This is a genomic window from Streptomyces sp. NPDC088810, assembly GCF_044750305.1.
Lineage (GTDB): Bacteria > Actinomycetota > Actinomycetes > Streptomycetales > Streptomycetaceae > Streptomyces.
Window position 1 is genome coordinate 441,134 of the sequence record NZ_JBIVJQ010000005.1, and the last position, 23,668, is coordinate 464,801.

Below are 23,668 nucleotides of genomic sequence, written 5' to 3' on the forward strand. Positions count from 1 at the left end.
CTCTTTGGCATGATCGAGGCCCCGGAAACCGAGACAGGCGCATGGACTTCGAGGGAGGTCGGCCCGGGTGATCCTCACGGTCACGCTGAACACCGCTCTCGACATCACCTATCGCGTACGGTCACTGCGCCCGCACGCCTCGCACCGCGTCTCCGAGGTCGCCGAGCGGCCCGGCGGCAAGGGCGTGAACGTGGCCCGGGTGCTCGCCGCCCTCGGGCACGCGGTGACGCTCACGGGGTTCGCGGGCGGACCGACCGGCCAGGTGCTGCGGGAGGCGCTCGCGGGCGCGCCCGGACCGGTGGACGCGCTGGTGGCGATATCCGGAGCGACCCGGCGCACCATCGCAGTCGTGGACGAGCTGACCGGCGACACCACCCAGCTGAACGAGCCCGGCCCGCAGATCACGCCGGGCGAGTGGGGCGCCTTCCTGGACCGGTACGAGGAACTGCTGGCCGGCGCCTCGGCGGTGGCGCTGTGCGGCAGCCTGCCGCCGGGGGTGCCGGTGGGGGCGTACGCCAACCTGGTCCGCACGGCCCGCACGGCCGGCGTCCCGGTGCTGCTGGACACCAGCGGTGAGCCGCTGCGCCGCGGGGTCGCCGCCCGCCCGGACATCATCAAGCCGAACGCCGACGAACTGGCCGAACTCACCGGCTCGCACGAGCCGTTGCGCGCCACCCAGGACGCCCGCCGGCGCGGCGCCCACGCGGTCGTCGCCTCCCTCGGCCCGGCCGGCCTCCTCGCCGCCACCCCCGAGGGCCACTGGCACGCGGTCCCACCCGTCCATGAGCTGGGCAACCCCACCGGCGCCGGCGACTCGGCGGTGGCCGGCCTGCTGTCGGGGCTCGTGGAGCACCTGCCCTGGCCGGACCGCCTCACCCGCGCGGTCGCCCTGTCGGCGGCGACGGTACGGGCGCCCGCGGCGGGCGAGTTCGACCCCTCCATGTACGAGGAGCTACGGGGACGGGTGTCGGTAACCGGTGAGGAGTGGAGCCTGACTTGACGCAAAACCACCCATAGCACTCAGCTCGCCGAGTGTAGGCTGCCAGCGACCAAGATCTACAACACGCTGGGGGAAGTCATGCTCAATCAGGCGACCATCAAGCGACTCTTACCGCTTTCTGTGGCCTCACTGGGACTCGTAATCTCGCTGGGCACTCCTGCATCAGCCGAGCAAGGAGGTGTCTCAATGAAGCAGGGACACTCCTTCACCATTCGAACCAAGCCGAGCACTTCCGCATCGGTGATCACCGTCATCAGCGATCCGAGCGTGAACGTTCCGTGCACCACCCATGATGCCCCCTGCACTCGCGAGAACAACGGGGGTTCGTACACCTGCTGGTCGGGCGGTCCCCATGACAACGACTGGTTCAAGGTGAGGTGGGGTCGGAAAACCGGATGGGTGGCCGCCATGTGCGTTGACGTGGGCCGCATAGGTTAAGACACCCCGGTGGCCGTTGGCACTCATTCTTCCGGCGGCCACCGCTGAAGCCGTATGGCTGCGTGCCAGGGGTGGAGCAGCCCCTCAGCCCCGGCCGACCTTGCCCTTCTTCAGCCAGAGCTGGTCCAAGAGGACGTCGCACTTGTCACCGGGCTGGCAAGAGAGCGAGAGCGTGTTGGAGCCCCTGTTCAGGGTCGGGTAGGCGTAGCTCTCGGTCCACGCCTTCGCCGGGTCGGACAAGTGCGTCCAGTTGGCGAAGTTGAAGCCGCTGCCGTACTTCTGACCATTGACGGTCAGGGTCATCGACTGGTCCTCACCAGGGTTGTTGTACCGCGCGAGGAGGGTGTACGCGCCCTCCTCGGGGATGTTCACGGTCCAGGTCACCGAGGCGCCCACCGTGTTCAGGCCGCCCACATAGGTGCCGCCGGCCGCCTTCGCGCCCGGTACGTCCGTGGCCTTGGTCGCGCCGCCTGCCAGTTGGAGGGCGCTCGCGTCGGACTTCGGCAGCTCACCCGGCGCCGCGGAGCCGCTGCCCGAGGGGCTCGGGCTGCTGGTCTGGGACTGGGTCGGAGTCGTCCCGGCCTGGTTGCCGGACTTGTCGTCGTCCGTGTTGCCGTTGATCATCGCGATGCCGATGCCGATGACGACCGCGGCGACCACCGCGATCGCACCGATCAGCAGGCCCTTGGTGTTGGGGCCGCGGCGGCCGGGCGCGGGCGGCGCGGTCCGGCGGCCGGCCGGGGCGCCGCCGGGCAGCGTCTCGGGGGCCTGGTAGTGGGCGTTCGGCTGGCCGTAGGCACCCTGCTGGGGGACGCCCTGGCCGTATGCGGCCTGCGGCGGCTGCTGTGCGCCGTAGGAACGCTCGCCGACCGTACGCACTCTGCTGACCGAGTTCGGGTAGCCGTAACCGCCGGACGGCGGCTGGGCTCCCCTGGCCTGGCCGTCTGCGTACAGGTAGCCGAACGGGTCGTCGTCCTCGGGCGTGCTCGCGCCGTTGTCGCCGGGCGTCATCCCTTGGTACTCCTCAACAGGTGCGGGCGGATGCGGTACGGGTTGGAATGGCGAGCCTACCCGTTCTCCCTGGCCCAAACGGGGGGCTCGGACCGCTTCACCTCGCTGACCTGCGGATTATCCGGCACGGCGGTGCTGTTTGGGACGAGATCGTTTCTCTACGTACATCCGCTCGTCAGCGGACTTCAGCACTTCGTCCGCCGTCATGCCGCAGTGGGCCCAGCCGATGCCGAAGCTCGCGCCCACCCGGACCGCCCGGCCCTCGGCGCGGATCGGCTGGATGATCTCGTTGCGCAGCCGTACGGCGAGGTCCTGGGCGTCGGCCCGGCCGAGGCCGTCGGCGAGGATCACGAACTCGTCGCCGCCGAGCCGGGCGACCGTGTCGCCGTCCCGGACGCCGTTGCTCAGCCGCCGGGCGACCTCGATGAGGACGGCGTCGCCCGCGTTGTGCCCGAACCGGTCGTTGATCGACTTGAAGCCGTCGAGGTCGCAGAAGAGCACCGCGAGGCCCTTGGTGCCGTCGTCGCGGCCCTCCTCGGGGGCGACGGTGTGCACATGGTGGTCGTAGGCGTCGAAGCCGTCCGTGCCCGGCGCGAAGTCGAAGCCGTGGCCGGCGGGGAGGTCGAAGGCGGGGTGGCCGTAGGCCGCGTCCAGGGAGTCGAGGGCGCCGGCGTGCGCGGGGCGCTGACAGAGCCGGGCCGACAGGCGCGAGCGCAGCTCGGCGGAGTTGGGCAGGCCGGTCAGCGAGTCGTGGGAGGCGCGGTGGGCGAGCTGCAGCTCGCGCCGCTTGCGCTCCTCTATGTCCTCGACGTGGGTGAGCAGGAAACGGGGGCCGTCGGCGGCGTCCGCGACGACGCTGTTGCGCAGGGACACCCAGACGTACGTGCCGTCACGGCGGCCCAGGCGCAGTTCCGCGCGGCCGCCCTCCGCCGAGGTGCGCAGCAGGGTGCCGACGTCCTCGGGGTGGACGAGGTCGGCGAAGGAGTAGCGGCGCATCGCGGAGGCGGGGCGGCCGAGCAGCCGGCACAGGGCGTCGTTGGTGCGCAGGATGCGGCCGTGCTGGTCGCCGCCCATCTCGGCGATGGCCATGCCGGAGGGGGCGTACTCGAAGGCCTGCCGGAAGGATTCCTCGCTGGCGCGCAGGGCCTGCTGCTCGCGCTCCAGGCGGACGAGGGCGCGCTGCATGTTGGCGCGCAGGCGGGCGTTGCTGATCGCGATGGCGGCCTGGAAGGCGTACATCTGGAGGGCCTCGCGGCCCCAGGCGCCGGGGCGGCGGCCGTTGCGCGGCCGGTCGACGGATATGACGCCGAGCAGCTCGCCGCAGTTGCCGCCCTGCACGCCGGGCGTGTACATCGGCGCGAAGAGCCGGTCGGAGGGGTGCCACTCGTCCTCGAAGCGGGGGGCGGGCCCCTCGGTGTACCACTGGGGGACGTCGTCGTCGTCGAGGACCCAGCCCTCGGTGTGCGGTATGAAGACGAGGTCGCCCCAGCGTTCGCCCATGTTCAGCCGGCGGTCCCAGGACTCGCGGGAGCCGACCCGGCCGGTGATCAGGGCCTCCGCGGCGGAGTTGCCGGAGAAGGCGGCGACCACGAGATCGCCGTCCTGGCGGACCAGGTTGACGGCCGCCATCTCGTAGCCGAGGGCCTGCACGGCGCCGTCGGCGACCGTCTGCAGAGTGTCCGCCAGGCTGCGTGCCGTGTTCATGTCGGCCATGACCTGGTGCAGCTGTCGCAGGGACGCAAGACGGACGTAGGGCTCCGACTCGGTCTCCATGCTCTCCCTCCCCCCGAGGCCTCGCAGCGAATGAAGGGTTGTCCCGCCACTGAATCACAGCGCGCTGCCCACTCGGTACACAGGGTCAACAATTCCTGCCCCTTGTGACTCAAGTCACAGGAGAACGTGAACAATTGAGTGGAGTTTCTGCGTTTTGCCTGTGCGATTCCTGAACACGTGGCGTGCGGACGTGCACACATAGTGCACGGCTGAGGGCGCACGCGTGCGCCGCTGGTCCTAGGACCCGGCTCGGGCGGAGGGCCGATGCGGCCCCCGCGCGGCGGAGACTAGCGTTTCCGGCGTGCTGAAGACTCCCTCCCCCACCACCCCCCTGCCTCCCGGGCATGCTGAGGGGGTGAGCAACGACGAGTTCCGGGCCGCGATGTCCCGGCTGGCCGCGGGCGTGGTCCTGGTCACCGCGCAGGAACCGCCGCTGGACCCGGACGACCCCGAGGCGCCGGGCGTGGAGGACGTCGGCATGACCGCCACCGCCTTCATGTCGGTCTCCCTCGACCCGCCGCTGGTCCTGGTCAGCCTGCGCACGGGCGCCCGCATGGACGACCTGCTCGACGAGCAGCCGCTGTGGGCGGTGTCGGTCCTCGCCGAGAGCCAGCGGCACATCGCGGGCCGGTTCGCCATGAAGGGCCGCATCAGCGACCGGCTGCTTTTCGAGGACATCCCCTACGTCCGCGGCGAGGCCACCGGCGCCCCGCTCGTGGGCGGCGCGCTGGCCACCCTGGAGTGCCGCACCGAGCAGCGGGTGACCGCCGGCGACCACACCCTGGTCATCGGCCGCGTCCTCACCGCCCACGTGCCGAGCGCCGAGGGGGGCCCACTGCTGTACTTCCGCGGCCGGTACCGCAGGCTGGACTGAGCCCGGAACTCCCCGGCCGGGCGGTGTGCGCCGCCCGGAACGCCGCCGGATCCCGGGACCGCCGCCGGCATCGGCGTCCGCCCCGACCGCACCCGCCGTCGCCCCGGCCGAGCGGCCGGCAGGGCCGGGCCGTGTCGGCAGGGCGGTTCTAGACCTCCTCCACGGTCAGTTCCGCCAGGCGAAACGGGTCGGTGACGATGTCGATCACCGTGATGCGGTCGGCGACGAAGGTGAAGGCCAGGACCCGCTCCGGGCGGCCGTCGGCGAACACCGCGAGCCCGGTCGCGCCGTCGACCAGGACCGGACGCGCCACCCGGGCCAGGTGGGCGAAGCTCGCCGCGCCGGCGGCGACCCGGGCCGCTCCGCTGTTCACGCCGGCCTCCGTGCGGGCCACCACGTCGGGGTCGAGCACCGCGAGCAGCCCGTCGAAGTCGCCGTTCCGCGCGGCGGCCAGGAAAGCGTCGACCACCTCCCGCTGCCGGGCCAGGTCGGCCTCCGGCGCCTCCACGCCCCGCACCCGGCGCCGGGCCCGGCTGGCGAGCTGCCGCGCCGCGGCCGCGTTGCGCCCGAGGATGCCGCCGATCTCCTCGAAGGGCACCCCGAACAGGTCGTGCAGCACGAAGGCCAGCCGCTCGGCCGGCGAGAGCGTGTCCAGGACGACGAGGAGGGCGAGCCCGACCGAGTCGGCGAGCAGGGCGTCCTGCGCGGGGTCCGGCTCGGCGGACGGCGCCGGCCGCCAGCTGTCCAGGGGCTCCTCGCCCCGGGTGCGGCGCGAACGCAGCATGTCGAGGCAGACCCGGCCGACGACGGTGGTCAGCCAGCCGCCGAGGTTCTCCACCTCCCGCGTGTCGGACCGGCTCAGCCGGAACCACGCCTCCTGGACGGCGTCCTCGGCCTCGGCGGCGGAGCCGAGCATCCGGTAGGCGACGGCCCGCAGATGCCCCCGGTGGGACTCGAACCGCTCGGCGAGAAAGTCGTTGTCGGTCATGGGTGGCTCCGGCCTCTCCGTCGTCGTCCGCGCTGCTGCACTCCTTGACGACCGGAGCCGGGCAGATGTGACAGGGTCCCGGCTAACCCCAGTCCCGCCCCGAGCGGCCGCGCTTGGTCTCCGCGCGCTGCTTCTTCTCCCGCAGCCGGCGTTCGTTGATGCCGCGCGGGATGCGGGTCGGCTTGCGGGGCTTCGGCGGCGGCGCGCTGGCCTCCGCGAGGAGCGCGGCGAGGCGTACGGCGGCGGCCTCGCGGTTGCGCCACTGGGAGCGGTGCTCCGAGGCCCGTACGGACACCACCCCGTCGACGAGGCGGCCGGCCAGCCGCCGCAGCGCCCGCTCCTTCCACACCGGGGGCAGTGCCTCGGTGCGGGCGAGGTCGAAGCGCAGCTCGACCTGTGAGTCGCTGGTGTTGACGTGCTGTCCGCCGGGCCCGGACGACCTGGAGAAACGCCACATCAGCTCGGCCTCGGGAAGCGAGACGGAGCCACGGATGAAGTAGGGCCCGGACATGCCCTCCATGTTCCCGGCCCGGCCCGGCGCACGTCACCTGGATTTCCGGTTCGGTAAAAAAGGTAAAGGGATCCGGAACCCCGGGGACCCCCCTCGACGTTGTCCCCGGTGACGGTAGCTTCGTCGGCACAGAGTGCACTGATTGCATGGGTATCTAAGGAAGGGACTCCCAACATGGCTGTAAGCCTGTCCAAGGGTGGCAACGTCTCGCTCACCAAGGAGGCTCCGGGCCTGACCGCCGTCACCGTGGGCCTCGGCTGGGACGTCCGCACCACCACCGGCACGGACTTCGACCTGGACGCCTCCGCCATCGCGGTGAACGGTCAGGGCAAGGTCTACTCGGACGCCCACTTCGTCTTCTTCAACAACAAGCAGACCCCGGACAACACGATCGTCCACACGGGCGACAACCGCACGGGCGAGGGCGCCGGCGACGACGAGGCGATCAACGTCAACCTGGCCGCGCTGCCGGCCGACATCGACAAGATCGTCTTCCCGGTCTCCATCTACGACGCCGAGAACCGCGGCCAGAACTTCGGCCAGGTCCGCAACGCCTACATCCGCATCGTCAACCAGGCCGGCGGCGCCGAGATCGCGCGCTACGACCTGTCGGAGGACGCGGCCACCGAGACGGCCATGGTCTTCGGCGAGCTGTACCGCAACGGCGCGGAGTGGAAGTTCCGCGCGGTGGGCCAGGGCTACGCCTCGGGCCTGGTCGGCATCGCCCAGGACTTCGGCGTCAACGTCTGAGCACCGGAACGGGCGTGCAGGTCCCCCCGGCGCCCGCCGGGGGGACCTTCCTCCACGGGCGGGGCTACGGCACCCGCGGGAAGCGGGCCTGAAGGGTCCAGACGGCCGGGTTCTCCGCCAGGTCCTCGTGCAGGTCGGCGAGGTCCGCGAGCAGGTCGTGCAGGAAGTCGCGGGCCTCGCGGCGCAGCTCGGTGTGGGAGAAGGTCAGCGGGGACTCCTCGGCCGGCATCCAGTCGGCGGTGATGTCGACCCAGCCGAACCGGCGCTCGAAGAGCATCCGGTCGGTGGACTCGGTGAAGTCCAGCTCGGCGCGCTGCGGCCGGGCCGCGCGGGAGCCCATCGGGTCCCGGTCCAGCCGTTCCGCGATGTCGCACAGCGCCCACGCGAAGTCCAGCACCGGCACCCATCCCCAGGCTGTGGACAGTTCCCGGTCGGTCTCGGTGTCCGCGAGATAGACGTCGCCGCAGAACAGGTCGTGGCGCAGCGCGTGGACGTCCGCGCGGCGGTAGTCGGTCTGCGGCGGATCCGGGAAGCGGTTGGAGAGGGCGTAGCCGATGTCGAGCACGGGGGAGATGGTGTCACGCCGGTCCGGCGACCCTGTCTGCGGTGCACCCCGCCCGCCTAAGATCACTGACATGTCCCGATCCGTACGCCTGGTCCCGGCGCTCGCCGTCCTGCTCGCCCTCGCCCTCACGGGCACCGCGTGCGACGGCGGGGTGCGGGGCACCCCGGGCGGCTCCGGCGTACGCGACCCGTACTTCCCGAAATCCGGAAACGGCGGCTACGACGTCGGGCACTACGACCTGACCCTGGACTACACCCCGGCCACCCGCCGGCTCACCGGCACGGCCGTCGTCACCGCCCGGGCCACCCGGGACCTGTCGGCCTTCGACCTCGACCTCGCCGGGCTGCACGTCGACTCGGTCGACGTCGAGGGCAAGGACGCCCGCTGGAGCCGCGCCGGACAGGAACTCACCGTCCGCCCGCACGACGACCTGAGCGAGGGCGAGACGTTCCGCGCGACCGTCCGCTACTCGGGCACCCCGCGCACCCTCACCGACCCCGACGGCTACTCCGAGGAGGGCTGGCTGCCCACCGCCGACGGCGCCCTGGCGCTCGGCGAACCGGTCGGCTCCATGGCCTGGTTCCCCGGCAACCACCACCCCTCCGACAAGGCGTCCTACGACATCACGGTCACCGTCCCGAAGGGTCTCCAGGCCGTCTCCAACGGGGAGTTGGCGGACCAGCGCACGCGGGGCGGCCGTACCGCCTACCACTGGCACACCGCCGAGCCCATGGCGAGCTACGTGGCCGCCGTCGCCATCGGCCACTACAAGATCAACCGCACTTCCGGCCCGCACCACCTGCCCGTCCTCACCGCCGTCGACCCCGCCGAGGCCGAGGAGAGCGCCGAGGTGCTCGCGAAGATCCCCGAGATACTCGACTGGGCGGAGACCAACTTCGGGCCGTACCCGTTCTCCTCGGCCGGTGCGATCGTCGACCGCCCCGGCGACGCCGGCTACGCCCTGGAGACCCAGAACCGTCCCGTCTTCCCCGCCGACCAGCTCGACACCTCGCTCCTGGTGCACGAACTCGCCCACCAGTGGTACGGCGACTCGGTCACCCCCCGGTCGTGGCGGGACATGTGGCTGAACGAGGGCTTCGCGCAGTACGCGGAGTGGCTGTACAAGGAGGACCACGGCGGGCCCACCGCCCAGCAGACCTTCACCCGCCTCTACGAGGGCGACCACGAGGAGATCTGGGCGTTCCCGCCGGCGACACCGTCCGGCGCCGCGCACATCTCCGACACCCCCGTCTACGACCGCGGCGCGATGGTCCTGCACAAGATCCGGCAGAAGGTCGGCGACGACACCTTCTACGACATCATCCAGGGCTGGGCCGCCGCGCACCGCCACGGCACCGCGAGCACCGCCGACTTTACCAAGTACGTGGAGGGGAAGGCCCCCGGGAAGGACTTCGCCGGGATCTGGAAGGACTGGCTGTACGGGGACGGCCGGCCGGACCACCCGTGACGACGGGCGGCCCGGCCGGGGTGCTGCCGTACGGACGGGGTTACTTGACGTTCACGGCCGTCCAGGCCGCCGCCACCGCCTTGTACTCCGCGCTGCCCGAGCCGTACAGGTCGGCCGCCGCCTGGAGGGTGCCGGTGCGGGCGCCCGCGTAGTCGGTGGACGAGGTGAAGTACGTGGTCAGCGCCTTGTACCAGATCTGGGCCGCCTTGTCCCGGCCGATGCCGGTGACCGTGGAGCCGTCGTAGGTCGGGGAGTTGTACGACACCCCGTTGACCGTCTTCGCGCCGCTGCCCTCGGACAGCAGGTAGAAGAAGTGGTTGGCGACACCGGACGAGTAGTGCACGTCCAGGCGGCCGACGGTGCGCGACCAGTAGTCGGCGGAGGCACCGTCCCTGCTGGGCTTGTCCATGTAGCGCAGCGGGGTGCCGTCGCCGTTGATGTCGATCTTCTCGCCGATGAGGTAGTCGCCGGTGTCGGTGGAGTTGTTCGCGAAGAACTCCACGGAGGTGCCGAAGATGTCGGAGGTGGCCTCGTTCAGGCCGCCCGACTCGCGGCTGTACTTCAGGCCGGCGGTGGCCGCGGTCAGGCCGTGGCTCATCTCGTGGCCGGCGACGTCGAGGGAGGTCAGCGGGTCGGCGTTGTTCGCGCCGTCGCCGTACGTCATGCAGAAGCAGCTGTCGTTCCAGAAGGCGTTGACGTAGGCGTTGCCGTAGTGGACGCGGGAGTAGGCGGCCTTGCCGTCGCCCGCGATGCCGTTGCGGTTGAACGCGGCCTTGTAGAAGTCCCAGGTGACGGCGGCGCCGTAGGCGGCGTCGACGGCGGCGGTCTGGCGGTTGGTCACGGTGCCGTCGCCCCAGACGTCGTCGGCGTCGTGGAAGAGGGTGCCGGTGCCGTTGGTGCCGCCGTTCAGGTCGTAGGTCCTGTGGCCGCCGCGCGCGCCGTCGGTCAGGTCGTAACCCCCGGCGGCGGCGGTGGTGCCGAGCGGGACGGTGCCGCTGTACCGGCTGGTGCCCGTGCCGGTGTCGATCGCCTCGAAGGAGTGCAGCTGCTTGCCGGTGCGCGCGTCGGTGATGACGTGCAGTTCGCTCGGCGTGCCGTCGTGCTGGCGGCCCTTGACGACCGACTCGTAGGCGAGGACCGGCTTGCCGCCGGCGGCCCAGACGACCTTGCGGGCGGTGGTGGCGGTGGCCTTCGCGGTGCCGGCGGCCTGGACGGCGGTCTTCTCGGCGCTCGCCGGGGACAGGGCGGCCGACGTGCTCGGCACGGATATCCGGGCCGTGGTCGCCTTGCTGACGCCCTTGAGCGAGCCGTTCTTCGCGACGTGGGTGACGAGGTCGCCGCCGAGCACGGGCAGACCGGCGTAGGTGCGCTCGTACCGGGTGTGGACGGTGCCGTCCGCGTCCTTGAGCACGTCCCGGACGACCAGCTTCTCCTTGGCACCGAGCCCGAGGTCGCGGGCCGCGGCACCGGCGTACTCCTGGGCCGACTTCAGCGCGGCGGCCCGGGCCGGGGCGCTCAGGCCGACCGCCTCGGCGCCCGCGGGGTGCGGGGCGGGGACGGCCGTCGCGGCGCCGCTCTGCAGCGCGAGGACGACCATCGCCGCGGAGCCGACCAGCGCGCCGGCGCGCACGGCGGTCTTGCGGGGAGTACGGGAGGCGCCGGTGACGTGGGGCTGCTGTCTCACTCGATCTCCTTCTGACTGGTCTCATGGGGTGGAGACACAGGTGGGTCACAGGGGATGCACAGAGTTGCGGCGGGCGAGGAGAGAGTGACACCGGACACCCTCGGTTTGACAGAGTGCCGTCAAGACTTTACGTGTTCGTATCCGAAAGCCGTGCTGCGAAATCCGTTATGCGGACGCGAGACCGAGCCTCAACTCCCTTCTCTTGAAGCGCAGTCGGGGCGTGGAACGTCACACCCCGCCCCGAGGGCGGTCCGATCCCCGGGACCGCACCCGCTACTCGACCCGGATGCCCATCGCCGCCGCCAGCACCGGCGCCAGATCCAGCAGCTGCGCGGTGCTGATCACCGCGCCGGAGAGCCGGTCCAGACCCCGGGTGATCTCCAGCGGAGCGGCCCCGCGCAGGTCCACGTCCGTCAGGGTCGCGCCGCCGAAGTCGGCCTCCTTCAGGACACAGCCGGTGAACTCCACCCGCTCCAGGTGCGCACCCGCGAAGTCCGGCTCGACCAGGACGCAGGAGTCGAAGACGACGTCCTTGAGGCGGGCCTCGCGGAGGTTCAGACAGTCGATCTTGCCGCCGCGGATCACGACCCGCTCCAGCACCGCGCCGTGCATCTGCGTGCCGCCCAGCCGCGCGTCGACCAGCTCCACATCGCGGAACGTGGACTCGGCGAACTGCGTGCCCACCCCCCGCAGCCCGGTCAGCACCGAGTCCAGCACCCGGGCCCGGCCCAGCGCCGTCCCGTCCAGCGCGCAGCCCGTCAGCGCGCAGTCCATGAACCGGGCCCCCGCCCCGTCCTGCCCGCCCAGGTCCAGCTCCCGGAACTCCAGCCCGTCATAGTCGCCGTCCGGCTCCAACTCCCCCTCGGCCCACGGCTCCAGCGGCGGCAGCCGCACCTCCGGCCGCCGTACGCCCCGCACCGCCCCCCGGCCCGCCGGCCGGCTTCCCGTCGCTCGCCTCACCATGCGCCCATGCTGCACCCCTCCACTGACAATCGGCCTGGCCTGGGAAAACACCGGGATGTCACATACGGCGGAGCGCCGGCCGTCGTACTCCCGCAGCAGGTGGACCGACCTCAGGGAGAGCCATGCCCAAGCCCGCGCACCACATCACCGTCATCGGCGGCGGCTTCGCCGGACTCACCGCCGCGATCACCGCAGCCGAGGCCGGCTCCAAGGTCACCGTGCACGAGGCCCACCACACCCTCGGCGGGCGGGCCCGGACGGCGGCGGAACCGTACCGGACCAACGAGGGCCCGCACGCCTTCTACTGCGGCGGCCCGCACTGGACCTGGCTCAGGCAGCGGGACCTGCTCGGCCCCCTCGCCCCCCTGCCGCCCCTGGAGGCCGCCCGGCTGCGGCTGCACCACCACGGCGTGCTGCGCCGCACCCCGCCCTTCCCCATGCTCAAGCTGCTCCGGCGGCGGATCGGCCCGGCCCCCGTCGACGCCGGCTTCCTCGACTGGGCGGCCGGGATCGCCGGCGAAGAGGGCGCCCGGGCCGCCGCCCACTACGCGGCCGTCGCCCTCTTCCACCACGACCCGGGCAGCCTGTCCGCGGCCTTCGTACAGGAGCGCCTGCGCCGGGCCACCAAGCTCCCTCCGGAGGCGCACTATCCGCGCGGCGGCTGGGGCGCGGTGGTCGACCGGATGGCCGCCCGGGCCTGGAACATGGGTGTGCGGATCGAGACGGGATCCCGGGTGGACGAGCTGCCGCGGGACACCCCGGTCGTCGTCGCCACCGCCCTGCCCGCCGCCCGGCGGCTGCTCCGCGACGACTCGCTGGAGTGGCCGAGCGGCCGTACCGTCCTCCTCGACCTCGCCGTGCGCACCCGGCGCGGGGACGCCTTCGCCGTCTCCGACCTGGACGCGCCGGGCTGGATCGAGCGGTTCACGGCACAGGACCCGTCCCTCGCACCGGCCGGGGAGCAGTTGCTGCAGGGGCAGTTCCCGGTGGGGCCCGGCGAGCGCCGGGCCGACGCGCTGGCCCGCGCCGAGCACCTGCTCGACCTGGGGTTCCGCGGGTGGCGGGAGCGGGTGACCTGGCGGCGGGAGGCCGTGGCGGACGGCCGTACGGGAGCCGTGGACCTGCCGGGCCGCACCTGGCGGGACCGGCCCGCCGTGGACCGCGGCGACGGGGTGTACCTCGTGGGCGACCAGGTCGCGGCCCCGGGCGTGCTGTCGGAGGTGTCCTTCAACAGCGCGGTGACGGCGGTGTCCCTGATCCTCGGCCGGCCCGCCCTTGACCTCAAGCGCGCTTGAGGTCGGAGGGTGGGGACACCACGCCGTCTCCCTGGGGGGTCCCATGCACGCCGTTCGTCTGCACGCCTTCGGCCCGGCCGAGAACCTGACCTACGAGGAGGTGCCGGACCCGGTCCCGGGCCCCGGCCAGGTGCGGATCGCGGTCGCCGCGGCCGGGGTGCACCTGCTCGACACGGCCCTGCGGGAGGGCCACCGCGGCCCGCTGCCCGAGCGGCCCGCCCTGCCGACCGTGCCCGGCCGCGAGGTCGCGGGCGTCGTGGACGCGCTCGGCGACGGCGTCGACGGGCGGTGGCTCGGCCGACGGGTGGTGGCCCACCTGGGCTTCGCACCCGGCGGGTACGCCGAACTCGCCGTCACCGAGGTCGAGCGTGTGCACGACATCCCGGAAAACCTGGACCCCGCCGCCGCCGTCGCCATGATCGGCACGGGCCGTACGGCGCTGGGCATCGCGCAGTTCGCCGAGCCGGGACCGGACGACGTGGTGGTCGTACCGGCCGCGGCCGGCGGCGTCGGCACCCTGCTCGTCCAGCACGCCGGGAACGCCGGAGCCAGCGTGATCGGTCTCGCGGGCGGCCCGGAGAAGACCGCCCGGGTACGCGCGAACGGCGCCGACCTCGCCGTCGACTACACCGACCCCGACTGGCCCGCCGAGGTCCGCGCCCACCTGGGCGGCCGGGCCGCCACCCTGGTCTACGACGGCGTGGGCGGCCGGGTCGCCCGGGAGGCCGTCGCCCTGCTCGGGCCCGGCGGCCGGCACCTGGTCTTCGGCTGGTCGGCGGAGGGGATCGCCGACGGCCAGGGGTACGTCGTCGAGGGCCTCTCGGAGTCGGTGCTCGGCCCGGCGATGCTGCAGAAGGCCGGCGGCCTGCGCGCCCTGGAACTGCGCGCCCTCGCCGAGGCCGCCCAGGGCCGCCTGCGCCCGGCCGTCACCCGCTTCCCGCTCGCGCAGGCCGCCGCCGCACACCGGGCGCTGGAGGGGCGGGGCACGATCGGCAAGGTGGTACTGGAACCGTGAGGGCCACCGGCCGGGGCGTGCGGGGAGCGCGGCCCGTCGTCGTCGCATCCGGGCACGTGCTCGTCGCTCGCACCGGACGGCCAGGCCGCGTACCGACCTCGGCGGCCTGCGCGCCCTGGAACTGCGCGCCCTCGCCGAGGCCGCCCAGGGCCACCTGCGCCCGGCCGTCACCCGCTTCCCGCTCGCGCAGGCCGCCGCCGCACACCGGGCGCTGGACGGCCACCGGCCGGGGCGTGTGGGGAGCGCGGCCCGTCGTCGTCGCATCCGGGCACGTGCTCGTCGCTCGCACCGGACGGCCAGGCCGCGTACCGACCCCCGCCCCCAAGCACGCCGCGGCTCGCCCGCAAGGGGCGCGGGGAACTGCGCGGCCGGCCGCCGGCGACCCGTGGCCGCCGGACCGCCGCCACCACCGGTGGGGAGTCAGCCGGCGGAGCCCAGCGCCGCCAGCGCGTCGTCCGTGAGCCGGTACACCGTCCACTCGTCCTGCGGGCGGGCGCCGAGCGCCTCGTAGAAGCCGATCGCCGGCCGGTTCCAGTTCAGCACCGACCACTCCAGCCGCTCGTACCCCCGCTCCCCGCAGATCCGCGCCAGCTCGGCCAGCAGCGCCCGCCCGTGTCCGCCGCCGCGCGCCTCGGGCCGGACGTACAGGTCCTCCAGGTAGATGCCGTGCACCCCGCGCCAGGTGGAGAAGCTGAGGAACCACAGCGCGAACCCGACCGGCTCCCCGCTCTCCTCGTCCACCGCCAGGTGCGCGAACGCGGCCGGCCGCTCCCCGAACAGCGCCTCCCGCACCTGCTCCTCGCTCGCCCGGGCCTCCTCGGCCGCCTTCTCGTACTCGGCCAGCTCACGGATCAGCGCGTGGATGACGGGGACGTCGTCAGGGGTCGCGGTACGAATCATGCGGCGAGGGTAACCGGCCCGCGGCCCGGGCCTCAGTGCCGTCCCGCCACCCGGTCGGCCACCTTCGCCAGCCGCGAGGACTCCGCGCCGGGGCGGAGGCGTTCGCGCTGGTCGGCGGCGCGATAGGTGGCGTACATGCCCTGGACGCCCAGCCAGCGGAAGGGCTCCGGCTCCCACTTGCGGACCTTGTGGTCCACCCAGGGCAGGTCCGTCAGCTCCGTCCGGCCGCCCTGCCCGGAGTCCCGCTGGACCAGGTCCCGCAGGGTGCGGGCGGCCAGGTTGGCGGTGGCCACACCGGAGCCGACGTAGCCGCCGGCCCAGCCGAGCCCCGTGGAGCGGTCGAGCGTCACCGTGGCGCACCAGTCGCGCGGCACGCCGAGCACCCCCGACCAGGCGTGCGCGATCCGCACCCCGGCCAGGGACGGGAAGAAGCGGGCCAGGATCTCGCGCAGGTCCTCGACGGTCGCCGCCTGCGTCCGGCCGTCGTTGTCGGTGCGCGAACCGAAGCGGTACGGCACCCCGCGCCCGCCCAGCGCGATCCGGCCGTCCGCCGTGCGCTGGGCGTACATGTAGGCGTGCGCCATGTCGCCGAGGGTCTCCCGGCCCGTCCAGCCGATCGCCGCCCACTGCTCCTCGGTCAGCGGCTCGGTCGCGATCATCGAGGAGTTCATCGGCAGCCAGGTCCGCCGCTGCCCCTTGAGGGAGGCGGTGAAGCCCTCGGTGCAACGGAGGACGTAGGGCGCGCGGACCGTGCCGTAGGGGGTGACCGCGTGCTTGGGGCGGATCTCCGTCACCGGCGTCGACTCGTGGATCGTGACGCCGAGCGCCTCCACGGCCGCCGCGAGCCCCTTGACCAGCCTGACCGGGTGCAGCCGAGCCCCGTGCGGGGTCCAGGTCGAGCCGACCGCGTCCGCGATCCGGATCCGCTCGGCGGTCTCCCGGGCGCCGTACAGCTCCCGGTCCTTCTCGCCGTACGACAGCTCGTGCTGGTGGAACGCCTTCAGCCGGGCCAGCTGCGCCGGAGTCGTCGCCACCTCCAGGACGCCGCCCCGGTGCACGTCGGCGTCGATGCCCTCCGCCTCGGCGACCGCGACCACCTCGGCCACGGTGTCGTTCATCGCCCGCTGGAGCCGTACGGCGGCCTCGTGGCCGTGCAGCTTCGCGTACCGGTCGCGGCCCGCGATCCCGTTGTACAGCCAGCCGCCGTTGCGGCCCGAGGCGCCGTACCCGCAGAACTTCTGCTCCAGCACGGTGATCCGCAGGAAGGGGACGGCCTTCTTCAGGTAGTACGCCGTCCACAGGCCCGTGTACCCGCCGCCCACGATCACCACGTCGGCGGACGCGTCCCCGGACAGCGGCTCCCGCACCGCCGGAAGACCGTCGTCCGCGTACCAGAAGGAGATGCCACCGTTCACGACACTGCTCGCCGAGCTGCTCATGGCCGGGACGTTAACCCCTGAGCCCGGCCAGTGTCTCCTTCGGATTCCATGCTTTTCCGCGGCCCCTGACCAGCGGATAGCAGGCGAGACCGATCAGTACGGCGACGACGTGACCGAAGTCGGTGAAGGTCGGCCCGGCGGCCAGCGGCAGCCCGAACACGACCAGCAGCGCCGCCAGGTACGCGTACCGCCAGGGCGCCGCGATCCGGTAGACCAGCACCGCCATCACCCCGGCCAGCGCGTAACTCACCCCGATGTCCAGGGTGTTCACCGCCGAGTGCGGGGCCACGCCCCGGCGGATCGCCTCCAGCAGCGCCCCCTCGCTGATCAGCGAGGCCAGCACGTGCGCCGGCGCGCACACCGCCAGCCAGCGGGCCGTGCCCAGCCAGCGCTCGGCCGGCGCGTGGAACACCGTGTACAGGAAGGCGTACGGCACCCAGTGCCCGCTCTCGATCCACATCGCGCTGGCCACCAGCACCCGCACCGGATTGCGGGACAGCTCGTGGATGTTCGTGGACCGCCGCCGCAGGAAGTGCGCCTCGAACTCCGGCGACATGTGGTGCAGCGCGACGGTCGTGACGAACAGGATGCCCAGCCACACGTACGTGCCGGGAGCACTGCGGACATAGGCCCACACCCCGCTCAGGCCCCGGAGAATTCGCATGAGCCGATTCACGCACGTCGGTATCGTCCGCTCCGTGATCGACATCCCCGGTGCGCCGGCCGAGGCGCAGGAGAGGGACAACGGCGCGGCGGGCCGGGCGTTCATCGCCGGGCTGCCGGACCTCGCGGCGGACTTCCTGCACCGCCGGCGGCTCACGCTCGACGGGCAGAGGAGGCGGTACGGCTCCTGGACGACCACCCCGACACCGGCGCCATGCTCCTGGAGCGCCGGGGCGAGTCCCGGATGCCGGCCCACCGCGCCGACACCCGCGAGGCCGTCCTGGTCATCGCCCGGCTGCCGGCCCGCCTGACGTCCCTTCCCGGCCCCGCCCGGGCTGCGCCGCCCGGGCGACATCGTCGCCGAGGCCACGCCGGAACAGACCCCCGGGCGCTGACGCGCATCCCGGACCCCGGGTCCGCCGGACCGTCGAACTCCGGCCCGCCCTCGCCGACCGCTGCCACCCGGCCGACGTCCTGGCATGAGAAAGCCCAGGTGGAACCGAGTCCCACCTGGGCCGCACGAGCCCCCTGTCGGATTCGAACCGACGACCTTCGCTTTACAAGAGCGGCGCTCTGACCAGCTGAGCTAAGGAGGCGTGCACCTGGGTGCTCGTGCAGTGTACCCAGGACTCGGGGCCGCCCCGTCGAAAATTTCCGCGAAGTTCACCGGGGTCGAAGTACTGACAGAGCCGGTGAACGCCAGGTACCGTCCTGACCCAGTTCACCCCGGTGGACTACACCAACCACCTTCCTACAACGGATCGTCCGGCACGTTCCTGCCGGTAGAAGGGGGCCCATTCACCATGGCCACTGTCACGTTCGACAAGGCGACCCGGATCTACCCGGGTTCCACCAAGCCCGCCGTCGACGCCCTCGAGATCGACATCGCGGACGGCGAGTTCCTCGTCCTGGTCGGCCCGTCCGGCTGCGGAAAGTCCACCTCCCTGCGGATGCTCGCGGGTCTGGAGGACGTCAACGGCGGCGCCATCCGCATCGGTGACCGCGACGTCACGCACCTGCCGCCCAAGGACCGGGACATCGCCATGGTGTTCCAGAACTACGCCCTCTACCCGCACATGACGGTCGCCGACAACATGGGCTTCGCGCTCAAGATCGCCGGCGTCAACAAGGCGGAGATCCGGCAGAAGGTCGAGGAGGCCGCGAAGATCCTCGACCTCACCGAGTACCTGGACCGCAAGCCGAAGGCGCTCTCCGGCGGTCAGCGCCAGCGTGTCGCCATGGGCCGCGCGATCGTGCGTGAGCCGCAGGTCTTCCTCATGGACGAGCCGCTGTCCAACCTGGACGCCAAGCTCCGTGTCTCGACCCGTACGCAGATCGCGTCGCTGCAGCGCCGCCTCGGCATCACCACCGTCTACGTCACCCACGACCAGGTCGAGGCCATGACGATGGGCGACCGGGTGGCCGTGCTCAAGGACGGCATCCTCCAGCAGGTGGACTCGCCGCGGAACATGTACGACAAGCCCGCGAACCTCTTCGTCGCCGGCTTCATCGGCTCCCCCGCCATGAACCTGGTCGAGGTGCCGATCACCGACGGCGGCGTGAAGTTCGGCAACAGCGTCGTCCCCGTCAACCGGGAGGCCCTGAAGGCCGCCGCCGACAAGGGTGACCGCACGGTGACCGTCGGCGTCCGTCCCGAGCACTTCGACGTGGTCGAGCACAACGGCTCCGTCGCCGCCTCCCTGTCCAAGGACGCCGCGGACGCGCCGGCCGGTCTCGCCGTCTCCGTGAACGTCGTCGAGGAGCTGGGTGCCGACGGCTACGTCTACGGCACCGCCGAGGTCGGCGGTGAGGTGAAGGACCTGGTGGTCCGCGTCAACGGCCGTCAGGTGCCGGAGAAGGGCTCCACGCTGCACGTCGTGCCACGGCCGGGCGAGATCCACGTCTTCTCGACCTCCACCGGCGAGCGGCTGACCGACTGACATCCCACGGCATGGGAAGGGCCCCGCGCGCTCGGCGTGCGGGGCCCTTCCCGTGGGGCCCGCACAATCGGCGCAGACACCCCGGCGCAGCGATCACTCCGGGGCGCGAACGTCAACCCATTACCCAGAAAGAGGCGGGTTCTCATCCCCCATAAGAGTGACTGAATGTCTTCGCGTCATTACCGGGCGCTACCCTCACACGCGTGAAGCACTCCACCACCCCTCAGACGCGAAGCGGCCACCGGGGCGGCCCTGCCCGCCGGATCGGCCGCACTCTCGCCCTCGTCCTGCCCGTCGTCCTGGTGCTCTCCGGGACCCTCGCGGTCACCCGGGTCAACTGGACGGGGAGTCCCTCCAGCTCGGTGCTGGCCGCCTCCGACGTCTCGGCGGCGGAGATCTCCGCCAAGAAGGTCACCCGCGCCCCGCAGGACGTGCTCCGCGACCAGCTGATGACCGAGCTGCAGAACAAGAACCCGGGGGTGGTCCTCACCCACCTCCAGGAGGCCGTCAACGGCCACCCCTCGCTGGCCCGGCACTGCTCCTCCATCGCCCGCACCCTCGGCCAGGCCGCGGTGCGCATCTACGGCGCCTCGCGCGCCCAGTCGTACGCCCGCCCGGTGTGCGACACGGCCTTCGCCTCGGGCGTCCTGGCCGCGCACAGCTGAGTTCGGTGCGAACTCGGTAACGGCTCCCCAAGGAGCGCGTTGCCGTCTCCGCACGGCCATGGGGCGCCACGTACAGTGCGGTCATGACCCATCCGAACGCCGCGTCGCGCCCCACTCAAGCCGTGGTCCTGGCCGGTGGCCAGGGCTCACGGCTGCGTCCGTACACCGACGACCGGCCCAAACCGATGGTCGAGATCCCCGGTACGGGCACTCCGATCATCGGCCACCAGCTCACCTGGCTCGCCGAGGAAGGCGTGACGGACGTGGTGGTCTCCTGCGGCCACCTCGCCGACGTCCTGCAGAAGTGGCTGGACTCGGCCGACCTGCCCCTCTCCGTCACCACCGTCGTGGAGACCGAGCCCCTCGGCCGCGGAGGCGGTCTGCGGTACGCCGCGGCGCGTCTGCCGCACCCCGACCGGCCCTGGTACGCCACCAACGGGGACATCTGGACGCGCTTCTCGCTGCGGGACATGGCCGACTTCCACACCGAGCGGGACGCGGTGGCCACGCTGGCGCTGGCCCGGCCGCGCATTCCGTGGGGCGCCGTGAAGACCGACGGGTTCGGGCACATCACCGACTTCATCGAAGCGCCGCCGTCGACGTTCGAGATCAATGCCGGTGTGTATGTGTTCTCGCCGGAGTTCGCTTCCCTGCTGCCCGAGCGGGGGGATCACGAGCGGACCACGTTTCCCCGGCTGGCCCGGGAGAAGAAACTGGCCGGCTTCCCCATTCCGCAGGGCGCTTATTGGCGGGCCATCGACACCGCGAAGGATCTGACGGAGGCGGCCAAGGAACTGGCGGCCCTGGGGCGGTAACCCCCGCGTCGGGCTTCGGGGCGGTGGTCCCCGCATGGAAAAGGGCCCCGTACCTTTCTCGGTACGGGGCCCTCTGCCGTTGTCTGCCGTTGTCGGGCTGGTGCTCCGTCAGCCCAGCAGGCCGCCCACCAGGCCCGGCTGGCCCGTGGCCGTGCTGCTGCCGCCCGAGGACGTGCCGCCGCCGGTGGTCGAGCCGCCGGTGCTGCTGCCGCCGGTGCTCGTCGGGCCGGCCGTCGTGCTCGGTGCGCCGCCCGTCGGGGAGGTCCGGCGGGGCGGGAGCTGACCCGTGCTGCCCTGGGTCTGGGTGGGGGTCGTGGTGGTGGCGCCGGCGGTGCTGCGGCTCGCGCCCGGGGTCGTCGCGGTCCCGGAGGGGCTCGCGCCGGCCGTGGCGCTGCCCGTCGGGGAGCTGGAGACCTCCGGGGTCTTCTCGTGCCGCTCACCGGGCTCCTGCGGGAGCGGGGAGCCGGGGAGGTGGTTGCGGGGTGCCTCGCCGGGGCCGGGGACGACCACGCGACTGGAGTCGCGGACCGCGCCGCCCAGCAGGGAGCCGATCAGCAGGGTCAGGCCGACCGTGACGGCCGTGACCAGCGCGCCGCGGCGCAGGACGAAACGGCGCAGCTCCCAGATGTCGGCGCGGGGGCCGAGCCGGCGCCAGGCGCTGCCCGCGAGGCGGCCGTCCACGGAGTAGACGGGGGCGCCGGCGATGATCAGCGGGGACCAGGCGGCGAGGTAGATGATGTCCGGGGCGTCGTAGGCCGGGACGGTCTTCCAGCTGACGGTGACGATCAGCGCGGCGGAGAGCAGGGCGCCGACGACCGCGGTGACGCGCTGCCAGCAGCCCAGGATGGTCAGGACGCCGACGACGACCTGGAGGAAAGCGATGACCAGGCCGGAGCCGACCGGGTGGTGCAGGGCGAACTGGCGCAGCGGCTCGGCCACGTCCCACGGGTGCAGGGTGTTGAGCCACTTGACCATGGAGCCGCGCTTGCCGCCGTCGAAGTAGACGGGGTCGCACAGCTTGCCCATACCGGCGTAGATGGAGATGAAGCCGAGGAAGATGCGCAGCGGGAGGATGACGACGCCGAGGTTGAGCCGGCGGCCGGGGTAGTAGGCGTGCCGGGCCGGATCGTCGCCCTGGCGCCGGGCGGTGCGCGGGCCGTCGGGGCCGGGGCCGGGCGGTTCGGCGTAGCTGTCGTACGGCTCGTGGTCGGCTTCGGCGTAGGGCTCGGCGTCGTAGTCGTAGGCGCCGGTGACCGTGCGCATGTGGGGCAGGAGGCGGGTGCCGTCGGCGTCGGGGGCGGTGCGCTGGTGGCCGACGACGGGGGTCTCGACGGTCTGGTCGAGTCGGTCGTAGGTGTCGGCGTAGCCGGTCTGGACGCGCGGGATGACCTGGGTGGCGCCGGCCTCGGGCTCGTCGGCGTGGCGGACGCTGCTGCCCCGCACGGCCTGGAGGAGCCGGTGGGCGCCGGTGTCGTCGGGGGCGGACCTGCCGCTCCACACGACGGGGCGGCGGCGGCCGGTGGCGCCGGGCCGGCCCGCCGTGCCCACGACGGGCATCCGGGCGGGGTCCTGGCCGGCGTTCAGATGCCGGGCGATCCGCGGGGATTGGGTGCGCTTGGCCGACGCGCCCAGCTGCACGCGGAAGCTGGCGTGATTGACGATGACCTGCGCCGGATCGCTCGGCACCTTCACCATGCTCAGCGCGGGAGCGTCGTCGAATCCCGACGAGCGGTCCCCCGTGGGTGTGCGGGGTGTTCTGGTGTCCACACTCATCTAACCGAGTGACGTGGCGTTAGGACACTGCTTTGACCGGGCGGATGTGTCCGGACCCCGTCAAAGCGGCCTCGAACGCCATATGGACGCGCGAATTACCCCGCAAGGGTGAAGTTCCGGACGGGTGTTCAACCCGTCCGGGCCCTCGGTCAGCTGCGTCGGCGCGCGGCCTCGTACAGCACGACGCCCGCGGCCACACCGGCGTTGAGCGACTCCGCGCCGCCCGGCATCGGGATGCGCACGCGGTAGTCGCAGGTCTCGCCGACCAGGCGGGACAGACCCTTGCCCTCGCTGCCGACGACGATGACGACCGGCCCCGCCAGGGCCTCCAGGTCGCCGAGCTCCACCTCGCCGTCCGCCGCCAGGCCGACCACGGTGAGGCCGGCCTTCTTGTAGGCCTCCAGGGCGCGGGTGAGGTTGGTGGCCCGGGCGACCGGCGTCCGGGCGGCCGTACCGGCGGAGGTCTTCCAGGCGCCGGCGGTCATGCCGGCCGAGCGGCGCTCGGGTACGACCACGCCGTGGCCGCCGAACGCGGAGACCGAGCGGACGACGGCGCCGAGGTTGCGCGGGTCGGTGACCCCGTCCAGGGCGACGACCAGCGGGTCCTGGCCCTCGTCGGCGGCGGCGTCGAGCAGGTCCTCCGGGTGCGCGTACTCGTACGGCGGGACCTGGAGGACCAGGCCCTGGTGGTTCAGGCCGTTGGTCATGCGGTCCAGCTCGGGGCGCGGGGCCTCCATCAGGTTGATGCCGCCGCGCTCGGCGGCGAGCTGGAGGGCCTCGCGGACGCGCTCGTCGTTGTCGATGAACTGCTGGACGTAGAGCGTCGAGGCGGGCACGCCCTCGCGGAGCGCCTCGACGACCGGGTTGCGGCCGACGACCAGCTCGGAGGCGGACTTGCCGCCGCGGCCCCGGGCCACGGGACGGCGCACGGCCTGCTTCGCCTTCGCGTTGGCGATGCGGTTCTTCTTGTGGCCCTTGCGCATCTCGGCCGGCGGGGTCGGCCCCCGGCCCTCGAGCCCCTTGCGCCGCTGGCCGCCACTGCCGACCTGCGCGCCCTTCTTGCCGGACATGCGACGGTTGTTCGCGGCCATGACCTACCTGTCTTCGTGAAGCGTGCGGATACGTACGTCTATGCAGT

22 protein-coding genes and 1 tRNA gene are annotated in these 23,668 nt (G+C 72.6%); 10 read left to right on the forward strand and 13 right to left on the reverse strand.

Annotated elements, in window-relative coordinates:
• The first annotated feature begins 67 nt into the window (after positions 1–67).
• Positions 68–1,000, forward strand: a complete 933-nt coding sequence (locus ACIP4Y_RS19795; protein ID WP_401394916.1) for a 1-phosphofructokinase family hexose kinase — start codon at positions 68–70, stop codon at positions 998–1,000.
• 522 nt (positions 1,001–1,522) lie between these two features.
• On the opposite strand, the gene ACIP4Y_RS19800 is transcribed toward ACIP4Y_RS19795, so the two are convergent.
• Positions 1,523–2,449, reverse strand: a complete 927-nt coding sequence (locus ACIP4Y_RS19800) for a CBM35 domain-containing protein (RefSeq protein ID WP_401394919.1) — start codon at positions 2,447–2,449, stop codon at positions 1,523–1,525.
• Positions 2,450–2,566: 117 nt separating this feature from the next.
• On the reverse strand, positions 2,567–4,222 hold the full coding sequence (gene cdgB / locus ACIP4Y_RS19805; protein ID WP_358640395.1) for a diguanylate cyclase CdgB: 1,656 nt from the start codon (positions 4,220–4,222) through the stop codon (positions 2,567–2,569).
• 301 nt (positions 4,223–4,523) lie between these two features.
• Here cdgB and ACIP4Y_RS19810 point away from each other — a divergent pair, with 301 nt between their 5' ends.
• Complete coding sequence (locus ACIP4Y_RS19810) at positions 4,524–5,096, forward strand: flavin reductase family protein (protein ID WP_401394923.1); 573 nt, start codon at positions 4,524–4,526, stop codon at positions 5,094–5,096.
• A 148-nt stretch (positions 5,097–5,244) separates the two neighbouring features.
• On the opposite strand, the gene ACIP4Y_RS19815 is transcribed toward ACIP4Y_RS19810, so the two are convergent.
• Positions 5,245–6,084, reverse strand: coding sequence for a sigma-70 family RNA polymerase sigma factor (locus tag ACIP4Y_RS19815; RefSeq protein ID WP_401394926.1), 840 nt, complete (start codon positions 6,082–6,084; stop codon positions 5,245–5,247).
• An 82-nt stretch (positions 6,085–6,166) separates the two neighbouring features.
• Positions 6,167–6,604 (reverse strand): alternative ribosome rescue aminoacyl-tRNA hydrolase ArfB, encoded by a 438-nt coding sequence (gene arfB, locus ACIP4Y_RS19820; RefSeq protein WP_358640389.1) that lies wholly within the window; start codon positions 6,602–6,604, stop codon positions 6,167–6,169.
• 165 nt (positions 6,605–6,769) lie between these two features.
• On the opposite strand from arfB, the gene ACIP4Y_RS19825 reads away from it, so the two are divergent.
• The gene (locus ACIP4Y_RS19825) at positions 6,770–7,345 is read left to right on the forward strand and encodes a TerD family protein (RefSeq protein ID WP_181805861.1); all 576 of its coding nucleotides are present in this window, start codon (positions 6,770–6,772) and stop codon (positions 7,343–7,345) included.
• A gap of 64 nt (positions 7,346–7,409) precedes the next feature.
• On the opposite strand, the gene ACIP4Y_RS19830 is transcribed toward ACIP4Y_RS19825, so the two are convergent.
• Positions 7,410–7,910: a hypothetical protein gene (locus tag ACIP4Y_RS19830; RefSeq protein WP_358640387.1), complete on the reverse strand. Its 501-nt coding sequence runs from the start codon at positions 7,908–7,910 to the stop codon at positions 7,410–7,412.
• A 70-nt stretch (positions 7,911–7,980) separates the two neighbouring features.
• Here ACIP4Y_RS19830 and ACIP4Y_RS19835 point away from each other — a divergent pair, with 70 nt between their 5' ends.
• On the forward strand, positions 7,981–9,378 hold the full coding sequence (locus tag ACIP4Y_RS19835) for a M1 family metallopeptidase (protein ID WP_401394932.1): 1,398 nt from the start codon (positions 7,981–7,983) through the stop codon (positions 9,376–9,378).
• A 40-nt stretch (positions 9,379–9,418) separates the two neighbouring features.
• Here the strand turns inward: ACIP4Y_RS19835 and ACIP4Y_RS19840 are convergent, their stop codons facing one another.
• Positions 9,419–10,975 carry a M4 family metallopeptidase gene (locus ACIP4Y_RS19840; RefSeq protein WP_401395215.1) on the reverse strand — a complete coding sequence of 519 codons (1,557 nt, stop codon included), beginning with the start codon at positions 10,973–10,975 and terminating at the stop codon, positions 9,419–9,421.
• A gap of 360 nt (positions 10,976–11,335) precedes the next feature.
• Positions 11,336–12,025, reverse strand: a complete 690-nt coding sequence (locus tag ACIP4Y_RS19845; RefSeq protein ID WP_401394935.1) for a pentapeptide repeat-containing protein — start codon at positions 12,023–12,025, stop codon at positions 11,336–11,338.
• A gap of 122 nt (positions 12,026–12,147) precedes the next feature.
• Here ACIP4Y_RS19845 and ACIP4Y_RS19850 point away from each other — a divergent pair, with 122 nt between their 5' ends.
• Both ACIP4Y_RS19850 and ACIP4Y_RS19855 read left to right on the forward strand, forming a co-directional pair.
• Positions 12,148–13,320 (forward strand): FAD-dependent oxidoreductase, encoded by a 1,173-nt coding sequence (locus ACIP4Y_RS19850; protein WP_401394938.1) that lies wholly within the window; start codon positions 12,148–12,150, stop codon positions 13,318–13,320.
• Positions 13,321–13,363: 43 nt separating this feature from the next.
• Complete coding sequence (locus tag ACIP4Y_RS19855) at positions 13,364–14,335, forward strand: zinc-binding dehydrogenase (RefSeq protein WP_401394941.1); 972 nt, start codon at positions 13,364–13,366, stop codon at positions 14,333–14,335.
• A 420-nt stretch (positions 14,336–14,755) separates the two neighbouring features.
• Here ACIP4Y_RS19855 and ACIP4Y_RS19860 read toward each other — a convergent pair whose 3' ends face one another.
• Genes ACIP4Y_RS19860 through ACIP4Y_RS19870 form a run of 3 tightly spaced genes read right to left on the reverse strand, consistent with a single transcriptional unit; the run spans position 14,756 to position 17,338 of the window.
• Positions 14,756–15,235 (reverse strand): GNAT family N-acetyltransferase, encoded by a 480-nt coding sequence (locus tag ACIP4Y_RS19860; protein WP_358640377.1) that lies wholly within the window; start codon positions 15,233–15,235, stop codon positions 14,756–14,758.
• A 32-nt stretch (positions 15,236–15,267) separates the two neighbouring features.
• Positions 15,268–16,674 (reverse strand): NAD(P)/FAD-dependent oxidoreductase, encoded by a 1,407-nt coding sequence (locus ACIP4Y_RS19865; protein WP_401394945.1) that lies wholly within the window; start codon positions 16,672–16,674, stop codon positions 15,268–15,270.
• 10 nt (positions 16,675–16,684) lie between these two features.
• A complete protein-coding gene (locus ACIP4Y_RS19870) occupies positions 16,685–17,338 on the reverse strand; it encodes a rhomboid-like protein (protein ID WP_401394948.1) in 654 nt (217 codons plus the stop codon).
• On the opposite strand from ACIP4Y_RS19870, the gene ACIP4Y_RS19875 reads away from it, so the two are divergent.
• Complete coding sequence (locus ACIP4Y_RS19875) at positions 17,337–17,648, forward strand: hypothetical protein (RefSeq protein WP_401394951.1); 312 nt, start codon at positions 17,337–17,339, stop codon at positions 17,646–17,648. The genes ACIP4Y_RS19870 and ACIP4Y_RS19875 overlap by 2 nt on opposite strands.
• A 211-nt stretch (positions 17,649–17,859) precedes the next feature.
• Here the strand turns inward: ACIP4Y_RS19875 and ACIP4Y_RS19880 are convergent.
• A tRNA-Thr gene (locus tag ACIP4Y_RS19880) sits at positions 17,860–17,933 on the reverse strand.
• Between the two features lie 207 nt (positions 17,934–18,140).
• Here ACIP4Y_RS19880 and ACIP4Y_RS19885 point away from each other — a divergent pair.
• The 3 genes from ACIP4Y_RS19885 to ACIP4Y_RS19895 all read left to right on the forward strand — a co-directional run bounded on the left by ACIP4Y_RS19885 (position 18,141) and on the right by ACIP4Y_RS19895 (position 20,757).
• A complete protein-coding gene (locus ACIP4Y_RS19885) occupies positions 18,141–19,277 on the forward strand; it encodes an ABC transporter ATP-binding protein (RefSeq protein ID WP_401394954.1) in 1,137 nt (378 codons plus the stop codon).
• A 203-nt stretch (positions 19,278–19,480) separates the two neighbouring features.
• The gene (locus ACIP4Y_RS19890; RefSeq protein ID WP_401394957.1) at positions 19,481–19,942 is read left to right on the forward strand and encodes a hypothetical protein; all 462 of its coding nucleotides are present in this window, start codon (positions 19,481–19,483) and stop codon (positions 19,940–19,942) included.
• An 83-nt stretch (positions 19,943–20,025) separates the two neighbouring features.
• Positions 20,026–20,757 (forward strand): nucleotidyltransferase family protein, encoded by a 732-nt coding sequence (locus ACIP4Y_RS19895; RefSeq protein WP_358640368.1) that lies wholly within the window; start codon positions 20,026–20,028, stop codon positions 20,755–20,757.
• A 108-nt stretch (positions 20,758–20,865) separates the two neighbouring features.
• On the opposite strand, the gene ACIP4Y_RS19900 is transcribed toward ACIP4Y_RS19895, so the two are convergent.
• Both ACIP4Y_RS19900 and rlmB read right to left on the reverse strand, forming a co-directional pair.
• Entirely contained in the window at positions 20,866–22,530 is a 1,665-nt protein-coding gene (locus ACIP4Y_RS19900; protein WP_401394961.1) for a DoxX family protein, read from the reverse strand.
• Between the two features lie 149 nt (positions 22,531–22,679).
• Positions 22,680–23,621, reverse strand: a complete 942-nt coding sequence (rlmB, locus tag ACIP4Y_RS19905; protein WP_401394964.1) for a 23S rRNA (guanosine(2251)-2'-O)-methyltransferase RlmB — start codon at positions 23,619–23,621, stop codon at positions 22,680–22,682.
• Between the last annotated feature and the right edge of the window lie 47 nt (positions 23,622–23,668).

Excerpts from the sequence above, each read along its gene's own strand:
- rlmB (WP_401394964.1), bottom strand. The coding sequence starts at position 23,621 with ATGGCCGCGAACAACCGTCGCATGTCCGGCAAGAAGGGCGCGCAGGTC.
- ACIP4Y_RS19855 (WP_401394941.1), top strand. The coding sequence starts at position 13,364 with ATGCACGCCGTTCGTCTGCACGCCTTCGGCCCGGCCGAGAACCTGACC.
- ACIP4Y_RS19800 (WP_401394919.1), bottom strand. The coding sequence starts at position 2,449 with ATGACGCCCGGCGACAACGGCGCGAGCACGCCCGAGGACGACGACCCG.
- ACIP4Y_RS19860 (WP_358640377.1), bottom strand. The coding sequence starts at position 15,235 with ATGATTCGTACCGCGACCCCTGACGACGTCCCCGTCATCCACGCGCTG.
- ACIP4Y_RS19825 (WP_181805861.1), top strand. The coding sequence starts at position 6,770 with ATGGCTGTAAGCCTGTCCAAGGGTGGCAACGTCTCGCTCACCAAGGAG.
- ACIP4Y_RS19850 (WP_401394938.1), top strand. The coding sequence starts at position 12,148 with ATGCCCAAGCCCGCGCACCACATCACCGTCATCGGCGGCGGCTTCGCC.
- ACIP4Y_RS19895 (WP_358640368.1), top strand. The coding sequence starts at position 20,026 with ATGACCCATCCGAACGCCGCGTCGCGCCCCACTCAAGCCGTGGTCCTG.
- ACIP4Y_RS19870 (WP_401394948.1), bottom strand. The coding sequence starts at position 17,338 with ATGCGAATTCTCCGGGGCCTGAGCGGGGTGTGGGCCTATGTCCGCAGT.
- ACIP4Y_RS19835 (WP_401394932.1), top strand. The coding sequence starts at position 7,981 with ATGTCCCGATCCGTACGCCTGGTCCCGGCGCTCGCCGTCCTGCTCGCC.
- ACIP4Y_RS19885 (WP_401394954.1), top strand. The coding sequence starts at position 18,141 with ATGGCCACTGTCACGTTCGACAAGGCGACCCGGATCTACCCGGGTTCC.
- ACIP4Y_RS19840 (WP_401395215.1), bottom strand. The coding sequence starts at position 10,975 with ATGGTCGTCCTCGCGCTGCAGAGCGGCGCCGCGACGGCCGTCCCCGCC.
- ACIP4Y_RS19900 (WP_401394961.1), bottom strand. The coding sequence starts at position 22,530 with ATGAGTGTGGACACCAGAACACCCCGCACACCCACGGGGGACCGCTCG.
- arfB (WP_358640389.1), bottom strand. The coding sequence starts at position 6,604 with ATGGAGGGCATGTCCGGGCCCTACTTCATCCGTGGCTCCGTCTCGCTT.
- ACIP4Y_RS19875 (WP_401394951.1), top strand. The coding sequence starts at position 17,337 with ATGAGCCGATTCACGCACGTCGGTATCGTCCGCTCCGTGATCGACATC.
- ACIP4Y_RS19845 (WP_401394935.1), bottom strand. The coding sequence starts at position 12,025 with ATGGTGAGGCGAGCGACGGGAAGCCGGCCGGCGGGCCGGGGGGCGGTG.
- cdgB (WP_358640395.1), bottom strand. The coding sequence starts at position 4,222 with ATGGAGACCGAGTCGGAGCCCTACGTCCGTCTTGCGTCCCTGCGACAG.
- ACIP4Y_RS19865 (WP_401394945.1), bottom strand. The coding sequence starts at position 16,674 with ATGAGCAGCTCGGCGAGCAGTGTCGTGAACGGTGGCATCTCCTTCTGG.
- ACIP4Y_RS19815 (WP_401394926.1), bottom strand. The coding sequence starts at position 6,084 with ATGACCGACAACGACTTTCTCGCCGAGCGGTTCGAGTCCCACCGGGGG.